At 64.4% G+C, this 10,520-nt stretch carries 10 protein-coding genes and 1 pseudogene; 6 read left to right on the top strand and 5 right to left on the bottom strand.

Annotated elements, in window-relative coordinates; translation table 11 throughout:
* Together J6525_RS26415 and J6525_RS26410 are read right to left on the bottom strand one after the other, a co-directional pair.
* Window positions 1-304: pseudogene (locus tag J6525_RS26415) on the bottom strand (Fe-S cluster assembly protein SufB); the annotation flags it as partial.
* Window positions 305-398: 94 nt separating this feature from the next.
* Entirely contained in the window at window positions 399-1,556 is a 1,158-nt protein-coding gene (locus J6525_RS26410) for a cysteine desulfurase family protein (protein ID WP_225646861.1), read from the bottom strand.
* Between the two features lie 462 nt (window positions 1,557-2,018).
* Here J6525_RS26410 and J6525_RS26405 point away from each other — a divergent pair, with 462 nt between their 5' ends.
* Window positions 2,019-2,666 (top strand): alpha/beta hydrolase, encoded by a 648-nt coding sequence (locus tag J6525_RS26405; protein WP_016843213.1) that lies wholly within the window; start codon window positions 2,019-2,021, stop codon window positions 2,664-2,666.
* Between the two features lie 193 nt (window positions 2,667-2,859).
* Here J6525_RS26405 and J6525_RS26400 read toward each other — a convergent pair whose 3' ends face one another.
* From J6525_RS26400 to J6525_RS26390, 3 genes are all read right to left on the bottom strand, one after another.
* The gene (locus J6525_RS26400) at window positions 2,860-3,189 is read right to left on the bottom strand and encodes a DMT family transporter (protein WP_028332217.1); all 330 of its coding nucleotides are present in this window, start codon (window positions 3,187-3,189) and stop codon (window positions 2,860-2,862) included.
* Window positions 3,190-3,192: 3 nt separating this feature from the next.
* Entirely contained in the window at window positions 3,193-3,870 is a 678-nt protein-coding gene (locus tag J6525_RS26395) for a glutathione S-transferase family protein (protein ID WP_225646857.1), read from the bottom strand.
* Window positions 3,871-3,952: 82 nt separating this feature from the next.
* Complete coding sequence (locus J6525_RS26390) at window positions 3,953-5,056, bottom strand: anhydro-N-acetylmuramic acid kinase (protein WP_225646856.1); 1,104 nt, start codon at window positions 5,054-5,056, stop codon at window positions 3,953-3,955.
* A 152-nt stretch (window positions 5,057-5,208) separates the two neighbouring features.
* Here J6525_RS26390 and tyrS point away from each other — a divergent pair, with 152 nt between their 5' ends.
* From tyrS to J6525_RS26365, 5 genes are all read left to right on the top strand, one after another.
* Window positions 5,209-6,462, top strand: coding sequence for a tyrosine--tRNA ligase (tyrS, locus tag J6525_RS26385; protein WP_225646855.1), 1,254 nt, complete (start codon window positions 5,209-5,211; stop codon window positions 6,460-6,462).
* 56 nt (window positions 6,463-6,518) lie between these two features.
* Window positions 6,519-7,769: an MFS transporter gene (locus J6525_RS26380; protein ID WP_225646854.1), complete on the top strand. Its 1,251-nt coding sequence runs from the start codon at window positions 6,519-6,521 to the stop codon at window positions 7,767-7,769.
* A gap of 799 nt (window positions 7,770-8,568) precedes the next feature.
* A complete protein-coding gene (locus tag J6525_RS26375) occupies window positions 8,569-9,375 on the top strand; it encodes a helix-turn-helix transcriptional regulator (RefSeq protein ID WP_225646853.1) in 807 nt (268 codons plus the stop codon).
* Window positions 9,376-9,521: 146 nt separating this feature from the next.
* A complete protein-coding gene (locus tag J6525_RS26370; protein ID WP_225646852.1) occupies window positions 9,522-9,929 on the top strand; it encodes an ester cyclase in 408 nt (135 codons plus the stop codon).
* 58 nt (window positions 9,930-9,987) lie between these two features.
* Complete coding sequence (locus J6525_RS26365) at window positions 9,988-10,512, top strand: cupin domain-containing protein (RefSeq protein WP_225646851.1); 525 nt, start codon at window positions 9,988-9,990, stop codon at window positions 10,510-10,512.
* Window positions 10,513-10,520 lie beyond the last annotated feature (8 nt).

Below are 10,520 nucleotides of genomic sequence, written 5' to 3'. Positions count from 1 at the left end.
CGATCGAGGACAGCGTCTTCTTCGGCTTCGGCGCCGCGTAGTAGTAGATGTCCTGGTAGTCGATCTTCGGATAGTCGACGCGCGCCCAGGTCGGCTCGGTCATGGTCAGCCAGCGGCGATACGCCTCCAGGCGCCATTCCAGCATCCAGGCCGGTTCATTCTTCTTTGCGGAGATGAAGCGGACGGTGTCTTCCGACAGCCCCTTCGGGGCCTTGTCGGACTCGATCAGCGTCTCAAACCCATATCGATACTGGTCGACGTCGATGCGCCGGACGCGCTCGACCGTCTCTTGTACAGCAGGCATTCAATCCTCCGCTCGCGGTTTCAAGGACCGCGGTGGATCTCAAGTTCCGAAAATCTCTTACGATGCTTTGATGACGAAATCCGCTTAGAACAGTTCAAGCTGTGTTTCGTCGTCCCCCCTTAACTAAGGTATCGGCGAGCTTTCGCCAAGCCTTGAGGGTCAAATCCACGTCTGTCTCCGTGGTAGACCAGCCAAGACTGAGCCGCACCGCTCCCTGGGACACCTCCGAACGGTATCCCATTGCCTCCAGCACGTGGGACGGCTGGACCTTGCCCGACGAGCAGGCGGAACCGGACGAGACCGCGATTCCCCCAAGGTCGAACCCGATGACCGCCGTCTCGGCCTTCATACCCGGCGCCGTGAACAGAACGGTATTAGATAACCGCTTGACGTCATCGGAGAACACCAGCACGTCCGGCGTCTGCCGCAGCCCGTGCTCGAGCCGGTCGCGCAATCCCCTGACGCGGGCCGCGTCGCCCTTCAGCGCCACCATCGCAGCCTTGGCGGCCGCACCGAACCCGGCGATGCCGGCGATGTTCTCGGTCCCTGCCCGCCGCCCGAGCTCCTGCCCGCCGCCGCGCAGAAACGCCTCCAGACCCTCGACGCCCTCGGCGAGCACCAGCGCGCCTGCGCCCTTCGGTCCGCCGATCTTGTGCGCCGACAGCGTCACCAGGTCGGCCTGTGTCGAGGCCAGATCGAACGGGATCTTGCCGAACGCCTGGATCGCGTCGACGTGCAGCAGCCCGCCGGCCGAATGGACGATTGCGGCGACATCAGCCACCGGCTGAATGGCACCGGTCTCGTTGTTTGCCAGCATCACCGAGACCAGAGCCGGCGGACCATCGGCCAGCAGTGGGCGCAGATGGTTGAGATCGATCACGCCGGCCCGCGTGACATGGATTGCGGAGGTCGCCTCCGTCGCAAACCGACCGCCCGCGAGCACGGACGCGTGCTCGATCGCCGACACCAGGAGCCGCTGCACCGGCGCGCCCGCAGCGCGGCGCAATCCCGGCGTCAGTGCGAGCGCATTGGCTTCGGTCCCGCCGGAGAGAAACACCACGTCCTGCGGCCGGCCGCCGACCGCCTTCGCCACGGCATTGCGGGCATCCTCAAGCAGCCGTCGCGCCCGCCGTCCCTCGCTGTGCACCGAGGACGGGTTGCCGATCAATTCCCACGTCGCAGCCATCGCCGCCTTCGCCTCCTGGCGAAGCGGCGTGGTGGCATTCCAGTCGAGATAGACGCGATCGGCCATGGAGCTATCCGCGGCAACCACCGTGGTTGCGGCCTTCACTGCGAGATAACGACAGTTGACGACCGAGACCAGATCAGACGTCACCGGCACGGGAGATTTTTCCCGCGCGGCGGGAGCCTCGTGCCGCTGCCAGACACGGCGCTCGCGATCCCCTGAGCGCGATAGCATTATGACAGACTGAAACTTCAGGTCGCCTTCGAAGCAATCCGGCCGTGTCGATCCGGATCGCCGCCGTCGCGTCGGCAACGTGCACAACGCGACGCGGATTCGCGACCGCGAAGCGGCACAATTTCCTTGATTTTTGCCCCTTGCGTCATGCTAGAAGGCCTCCAGCGTGCCGCGCGGCGGTGCCTGCGCCGATTTCATCACGAACTGCTCTGTTCGCGAACCGTCGCTGAAGATGGCTCCAACCGGTTGATTGATCGACGTCAATCAAGGGAACGCGGCAATCAAGGGAACACAATGCCTGAAGTCATTTTCACCGGCCCTGCTGGCCGCCTCGAGGGCCGCTACCACCCGGCCAAGCAGAAGAACGCGCCGATTGCGATGATCCTGCATCCGCATCCGCAGTTCCACGGCACGATGAACCACCAGATCGTCTATCAGTGCTACTACGCGTTCGCGCATCGCGGCTTCTCGGTGCTGCGCTTCAACTTCCGTGGCGTCGGCCGCAGCCAGGGCTCGTTCGATCACGGCACCGGCGAATTGTCTGACGCCGCGAGCGCGCTCGACTGGGCGCAGGCGATCAATCCGGAGGCGCGCGCCTGCTGGGTTGCGGGCTTCTCGTTCGGCGCTTGGATCGGCATGCAGCTTCTGATGCGCCGGCCGGAGGTCGAGGGATTCATCTCGATCGCGCCGCCCGCCAATCTCTACGACTTCTCGTTCCTCGCGCCCTGCCCGTCGTCGGGCCTGATCGTGCACGGCGACAAGGATGCCGTGGTGCCGCCCAAGGACGTCAACACGCTCGTCGAGAAGCTGAAGACGCAGAAGGGCATCGTGATCGACCAGCAGGTCATCCCCGGCGCCAACCACTTCTTCGACGGCAAGCTCGAGCCGCTGATGGAGACGGTGACTGGCTATCTCGACATGCGTCTCGCCAACGTGCGCTGATGCGATTTTGTAGCCCGGATGGAGCGCAGCGAAATCCGGGATCACTGCCTCAGCGGTTAGACCTGCCCCGGATTGCGCTCCGCTCCATCCGGGCTACGGATTCCACGTAGCCCGCATGAGCGAAGCGACATGCGGGTCGCGGCCGACAAGAACCCGGATATCGCTGCGCTCATCCGGGCTACGGTCCCTACTTTCATTCCGGCGCCAGCTTCAGCGCCGCAATCCCGACCAGCACCAGCGCAATCCCCGCGACCTTCATCGGGTTCAAGGCCTCGTTGAACAGCAGCACGCCCATGGCCAGCGTGCCGGCCGCGCCGATGCCGGTCCACACCGTGTAGGCGACGCCGACGCCGAGCACCTGTAGCGCGCGTCCGAGCAGGAACACGAACGCGGCGAGCAGCAGCAGCGAGACCAGCGTCCAGCCGAGCCGCGTATAGCCTTCGGCATATTTCATCGAAATCGCCCAGCCGACGTCCAGCAGGCCGGCGACGACGAGCGCGATCCAGGCAACCGAATGCGACATGGCTTACGCGGCGAGCTTCAGCATATGCGCGCGGTGGCCGACCAGGAAAGCGTGCAGCAGCGCCGGATAGTCAGGCGACACCGCACTGCGTACGCTCGGCCGCTGTGCCAGCGCGCTGCGCCAGGCGCGAAGTCTTGGCGTGTGCGTGAAAACAGCGAGATCGGTCAGCTGGTCGAACAGATCGAAATAGCGGAAGATCGGCGCGAACACCGCATCCACCAGACTGAAATTCTGGCCGGCGAAGAACGGACCGGCGCCGAGCGCAGCCTCGACGCGCGCGAATTTCGCCGCGACCGCCTGCCGCTTGCTCTCGAAGGCCGCGGCATCGGTGGCAGTCTCGAGCCCCCAGAGATCGCCGAGAATGGCCGAGCCGAACTCCATCCAGGCGCGATGCTCGGCGCGCGTCAGCGCGTTCTCTGGATGCAGCTTCGCCCCCGCCTGCGTCTCCTCGATGTACTCGCAGATCACATTGCTCTCGAACAGCGCGACCTCCTTGCCGTCGTCGCGCGTCACCACCAGCACCGGCACCTTGCCGAGCGGCGAGATCTTCAGGAACCAGTCCGGCTTGTTGGCGAGATCGATGTCGATCCGCTCGAACGGCACGCCCTTCTCACGCAGCGCGATCACCGCGCGTTGCACATAGGGGCAGAGCTTGTGGCTGATCAGTTTCAGGGCGGCCATGACGAACCTCGCGTTCAATGCAATTGCATGGAATTAAATGCAACGGCATGGAACTGTCAAGGTAGATGCATTTGCATCTAAATCACGGTCGCGCGATGATGCCCCCGGTCATCGGGATCGGCACCCCCGTTGTGGCGGGATAGCTCAGCGGCAGGCCCTTCATGCCGCGCGCGGCAAGGAAGCCGAACGCCTGCGCCTCGATCGCATCCGCCGCCCAGCCGAGCGCCTCGGCCGGCTCGACGGTCGCCGGCGCCAGTCGCTCGCGCAGCATCCGCATCATCGTGAGGTTGGAGGCGCCACCGCCGCAGATGATCCAGCTCTTCGGCCGTTTCGGCAGCAGCGGCACGACGCGGGCGATGGCCGCGGCAGTGAAGGCGGTCAGCGTCGCGGCGCCATCGGCCGGCGCCACGGCGCCGAGCTTGAGGCCGGCGAAGTCGTTGCGGTCGAGCGATTTCGGCGGCGGCAGCGCAAAGAACGGCAGCTTCAACGCCAGTGCGATCCAGGGCTCGTCCGGTTTGCCCAGCGCGGCGAACTTGCCGGCGATGTCGAACGGCTGGTGCATCTGACGGAACATGAAGTCGTCGAGCAGCGCATTGCCCGGCCCGGTGTCGCAGGCGATCAACGTGTCCGTGCCGTCGATATAGGTGATGTTGGAGACGCCGCCGATATTGACCACGACGATCGGCCCCTCGCGGTTCAGCGATTGCACCAGCGCGCGGTGGTAGACCGGCACGAACGGGGCGCCCTGCCCGCCGGCCTCGACGTCGGCGGCGCGGAAATCGTGCATCACCGGAATGTGGATCACCTTGGCGAGCGCCAGGGCATCGCCGATCTGCACCGTCAGCCTCCGCTCGGGACGATGCAGCACGGTCTGGCCATGGAACCCGACGATGTCGATATCCTGGGCGGAGATCCGGTGCTGCGCCGTGAAGCTGGCGACCGCCTCGGCATGGGCCGTGGTGACGGCCTGCTCGGCCTGCCGCAAAATCCCCGGCCGGGCGTCGCGCCGCGACAGATGGACCGCCTCCGTCAGCGCCTGGCGCAGCAGGCTGCGCTCGCCTTCGGTATAAGGCCGATAGCCCGAGGGGCCGAAGGCCTTGATCTGGCGGCCGTCGGTCTCGATCAATGCCACGTCGACCCCGTCGAGCGAGGTACCGCTCATCAGACCGAGTGCCGTTAACATCATGCTGGAAGCGCCCCAGCCGGGAACCCCCGGCTTGTCTCAAACAAGTACATCCTATAATGCCACTGCGCGTCCGCCTGCGGCAGCCTCAAGCATCAAGGTTCCGCAAATAGATGCAAGAACCGTAAAACAAGAATGATCTGGCTCGCCGACAAATGACTGCATTTAAATCGGATTTCTTGAACACTTTACAGGAACGCGGCTTCGTCCACCAGTGCTCCGATTTCGAGGGCCTCGACGCGCTTGCCGCGAAGGGCCAGGCGACCGCCTATGTCGGCTATGACTGCACCGCGCCGTCGCTGCACATCGGCAACTTCCTCACCATGATGATGCTGTACTGGCTGCAGCAGAGCGGCAACAAGCCGATCACGCTGATGGGCGGCGGCACCACGATGGTCGGCGACCCCTCCGGCAAGGACGAGACGCGCGCAATGCGCACGGTTGCGGAGATCGAAGCCAACAAGACCTCGATCCGCGGCGTGTTCGCCAAGGTGCTGCGCTACGGCAACGGGCCTTCCGACGCCATCATGCTCGACAATGCCGAGTGGCTGACCAAATTGAACTGGATCGAGATGCTGCGCGACATCGGCCGGCACTTCTCGGTCAACCGCATGCTGACCATGGACTCAGTGCGGCTCCGGCTCGAGCGCGAGCAGGAGATGAGCTTCATCGAGTTCAACTACATGGTCTGCCAGGCCTACGACTTCGTCGAGCTGTCGCGCCGCGCCGGCTGCCGGCTGCAGATGGGCGGCTCCGACCAGTGGGGCAATATCGTCAACGGCGTCGATCTCGGCCGCCGCATGGGCACGCCGCAACTGTTCGCGCTGACCACGCCGCTGCTCACCACCGCCTCCGGCGACAAGATGGGCAAGACCGCCAAGGGCGCGGTGTGGCTCAACGCCGACCAGTTCTCGCCCTACGATTTCTGGCAGTACTGGCGCAATGTCGAGGACGCCGACGTCGTCAAGTTCCTCAAGCTGTTCACCATCCTGCCGATGAGCGAGATCAGCAAGCTTGCGGCGCTGGCCGGCGGCGAGATCAACGAGGCCAAGAAGGTGCTGGCGACCGAGGCGACCGCCCTGCTCCATGGCCGCGATGCAGCGAACGAAGCCGCCGAGACCGCGCGCCGCACCTTCGAGGAAGGTGCGCTGGCCGAAACCTTGCCGACGGTGGAAATTCCGCGCGGCGAATTTGAAGCCGGCGTCGGCGTGCTGGTCGCCTTCGTCAAGGCCGAGCTCGTCGCTTCCAACGGCGAAGCGCGCCGGCAGATCAAGGGCGGCGGCCTTCGCGTCAACGACGCTGCCGTGACCGATGAGAAGATGCTGCTGACTTCGGCCAATCTCACGCCGGAAGGCGTGGTGAAACTGTCGCTCGGCAAGAAGCGCCACGTCCTGCTGAAGCCTGCATAGGCGCATTCGCATTTGTCGGTTGTCGGGAGTGCGGAAAGCGCGCTCCCATCTTTCCGATGGACCAGCAGACCACGCCTCCGAACGACACGCTTGCAACGCCGGCGAAGCAGTCCCGCGTCGCGCTGAACGTGCTCGCGCTCTGCTTCGTGCTGTCGGTGCTTGGGCGCGGCCTCAGCGACAGCTTCACCGTTTTCTTGAAACCGATCTCGGAAAATTTCGGCTGGGACCGCGCCTCTGTGGTGTCGGTCTACTCGCTGACCTGGCTCGCCAGCGGCCTGACCGCGCCACTGGTCGGACGCCTGTTCGACCGCTCGGGTCCGCGCCTGGTCTATGCGCTCGGCCTCTCGCTGCTCGGTTGCGCCTTCCTCGTCGCCTCGCGCGCGCAAGCGCTCTGGCAATTCCAGCTCAGCGTCGGCCTCTGCGTCGGTTTCGGCACCGCGCTGATCGGCAATGTGTCGAATTCGATCCTGCTCGGCCGCTGGTTCGGACCACGCCTGCCGACCGCGATGGCCGTGATGTATTCGGCGACCGGCGCCGGCCTGTTGCTGCTGTTGCCGCTGTCGCAGGTTCTGATCGACCGGATCGGCTGGCGCGAGGCCTATCAGGTGTTCGGCGTCGGCGCGCTCTGCCTGCTTGTTCCGCTGGTCTTTCTGCCGTGGCGGCTGCTCGCCGGCGGTTCGCCGCATATCGTCAGGAAGGCGGAGAGCAGCTTGGCCGACGAAGGCTGGACACTGCTCAGCGCGATGCGCCACCACGCCTTCTGGGCGCTGTTCTCCACCTTCTTCTTCACCGCGATCGCGATGTATGCGCTGACCGCGCAGATCGTCGCCTATTTGATCGATGTCGGCTTCCCGCCGCTGCAGGCGGCAACCGCCTGGGGCTTCTCCGGCGTCGCGCTGTTCGTCGGCATGCTCGGCGTGTCCACCCTCGACGGCATCATCGGCCGCCGGCCCTCGGTATTGTTCAGCTACGGCGTCTCGATCCTCGGCATCATTCTGCTCTGGCTGCTGCAGTGGTATCCGAACTACTGGCTGCTGACCGGCTTCATCATCTGCTTCGGCAGCATGATCGGCTCGCGCGGCCCGCTGATCACCGCGACCGCGCTGAAGATCTTCCGCGGCGAGCGCGTCGGCACGATCTACGGCACGATCATGATCGGCAGCGGCCTCGGCTCCGGCCTTGGCTCATGGGGCGGTGGCCTGATCCACGACTGGACCCACAGCTACAATCCACTGATCGTCTTCGCGCTGGTCAATGTGGTGCTCGGCCTGATCCCGTTCCTGGTGGTGCCGGCGCTGCGGCGGTAAGTTCGTTACCTGCGTCCGCTTGTCCCGCGAAGGCGACGCGGAATCCGGCATGAACGCATGCCGGCCTCGGGCCAACGCCTTGGGCCAGCGCCTTGGGCCAGCGCCTTGGGCCAACAGGCGGCATTCGCCAAATGAAACAGGCCGCCAACTGCAGCGGCCCAAGTCGATGGTTCCAATTCCTTGATTGCGAGAACCGGCTCGAGCGGTCTTGTAAGCCACGGAAGTCGATCCTCTGGTCCGGTACTGCTAGTCGCAGCGACGGACCCTCCGGACCGATCCGTCGTCACGCTCGATCGTGACGGTGCGGCATCCGCGATATCCGCGATCATATCCGTAGGCGCGATAAGCGGGTCGATCGTAGTCTCGGTAGTAACGGGGCTCCGGGCCCACTCTTACGCCGCCGAGCGGAGTATCAACGGCAACCTGAGCTGACGCGGGTGCAATGGAGATCGGCGTGGCCATCGCGAAGCCGGCTACCGCCAGTACACCAGCCAGTAACAGCGTTCTCATGAGAGTTCCTCCTGAGTCATTGAATTGCTCTCCAACATCCCAGATAGGGCAAGGTTCCTGCGCGAACTTCATCCGGACGGCGGGCCGCTCGGACTTAGGTGGCAGCCTCGGATGAATGCGGACAGAAACCCGCCACCGCGCGTGTTCCTGAACCAGGCAAATGCAACCGAGAAGTCGGTGGAGGGGCGAGAGCGGACTCGGCGCGGAGCAAATAACCCGGGGGGGCCGACAAGACAGATATTGTCGCATGTATCGGCTCGATCTAGGCTTCCGCCACCGAGGGGCCTCCATGGATATCAAGCGGGCATTACCCCACCCCCAACTTCGCGGCGTCTTACGCGCGTTCGAGGAGAGGCGCGTGGAGTTGGGTAGCGCGGTCCTGGCCTGGCCCGTCGCCGCACGGCCGCATCAAATCCTGATTGTCCACCTGGCCGATCCATATCGCGTCCGCATCGATGGTGGCCGGGCGAACGCTACGCCCGATACGAGCATTGTCGGTCCGCAAACCTATCGCAGAGCCCACGTTTGTCTGTCGGGCTCGATCCACGTTTTCAGCATTCTGTTTCAACCGGCCGGCCTGAACCGATTGGCCGGAATCGACATGGCGTCGTTGGTCAACCAGGACCCGGCAGCCTCCGATGTCCTCGGCAAATCCGCCACGGCCGTTGGCGACGCCGTACGCCTGGCGCCGGACTTCGATCTCCGCGTCGCCGCCGTCGAACGCTGGGTTGAGACGATGCTTGAGAAGCGCGGTCCCGACTGCGCGATTGGCGTCGCGTCACGCCGGATGATCGCCGTACGGGACCGTTCGCGGATCGGGGACCTCGTTGCAAATTCCGGCCTCAGCCCCAGTCAGTTCCAGCGCCGCTTTGCGACGCAGGTTGGAATGAAGCCCAAACTGTTTGCCCGAACGATCTGGTTCGACCGGGCGTTGATCGCCCGCCGCGATGCCCCGCACCGGACCTGGACCGACATTGCTCACGAACTCGGCTACTTCGATCAGGCCCATTTCATCCACGAATGCCGCGTTTTCGCCGGCCTGCCGCCTACCGGCCTCGTCGGCGACTGGGACAACATCTTTTTCCCCGGCGGATGACCGAAATTTACAAGCGTTCACGCGGGCTCCACGGCAACGTCTGCCCTCACCGGAGACTAGGATGACGGCGAGCATGACGCGACGCAAATTCGTGTCGTTGCTGCCAGCATCGCGGTCGGCGGTCCGAGAGAACCGGAGCGATGGGCATGTCGACAAACCTGGAGCACTTCAAGCCCATCGTCGAACGTGGCTTTTCTCAGGGCGATCTGACGGTCGCAGACGAAGTTTGCGCCGAGAAGCTGATCGAACATGAGTATCTATCGAAAACCGACCTTCCCGGCCCGCAAATCCTGAAGGCGCAGATCGAAGATGCGAGAGGCAGCATCAAGAAGCTGCGGCTCGCGATAGAGGCGATCGTGGAAGCTGGCGATACGGTATGGGCGCGCAGCAAGGCAACAGGCGTCGATCCGCGATCGGGAAAGCCAGTCGCCATCGATGTCATCGACATCTGTCGATTTTCCGGCGGTAAACTGATCGAACACTGGGGCGTGCCCGACCGATTTGCGCTTCTTCACCAGATCGGAGCGCTGCCACCTCCGCCCGGATCAACCTAGTGCTGGCGCGGGGCTGCGAACCACTGCGGCAACATTATCCCGGCACATGACTGGAGCGATGGACAGCATGGCATCACCGCGAATACTCGGCGCACATGATGGTCATCTCGCCGTTCTCGGCGGCATGAGCGCCCGGTTCATGGTCGAAGGGGCTGACGTCGGCAGGCGCTTTGCGCTCGTCGAGCATCCAATGCAGCCGCACGCTTTGGCAGCCCCCATGCACCGGCATCATCGCGAGGATGAGTACAGTTTCGTCCTTGAAGGCAGGATCGGCGCGCTGCTCGGCGAGTCCGTCGTGATCGGCAATCCGGGAGACCTGATTTTCAAGCCGCGCGAGCAGTGGCACACCTTTTGGAATGCAGGAGACACCCCTGCCCGCGTACTGGAAATCATATCGCCCGCCGGATTTGAGGCCTATTTCCGTGAGCTCGGAGCGGAGTTGATCAATGGTCCGCCCGATCCGCAGCGGCTGGCGGCGCTCTGCGCGCGCTATGCGCTCGACATGGATATGAGCAGCGTGCCCGGACTGATCCAGCGCTTCGGGGTTCGCTTTCCGGGAGCGCCACCGTCCACGCCACGCTGATTTTGCAA

It is taken from the genome of Bradyrhizobium australafricanum, assembly GCF_020329495.1.
In the GTDB taxonomy this organism is placed as follows: Bacteria; Pseudomonadota; Alphaproteobacteria; order Rhizobiales; family Xanthobacteraceae; genus Bradyrhizobium; species Bradyrhizobium australafricanum.
Note: the sequence above shows the minus strand (reverse complement) of the source record. Positions and strands in the feature narration are given on the sequence as shown.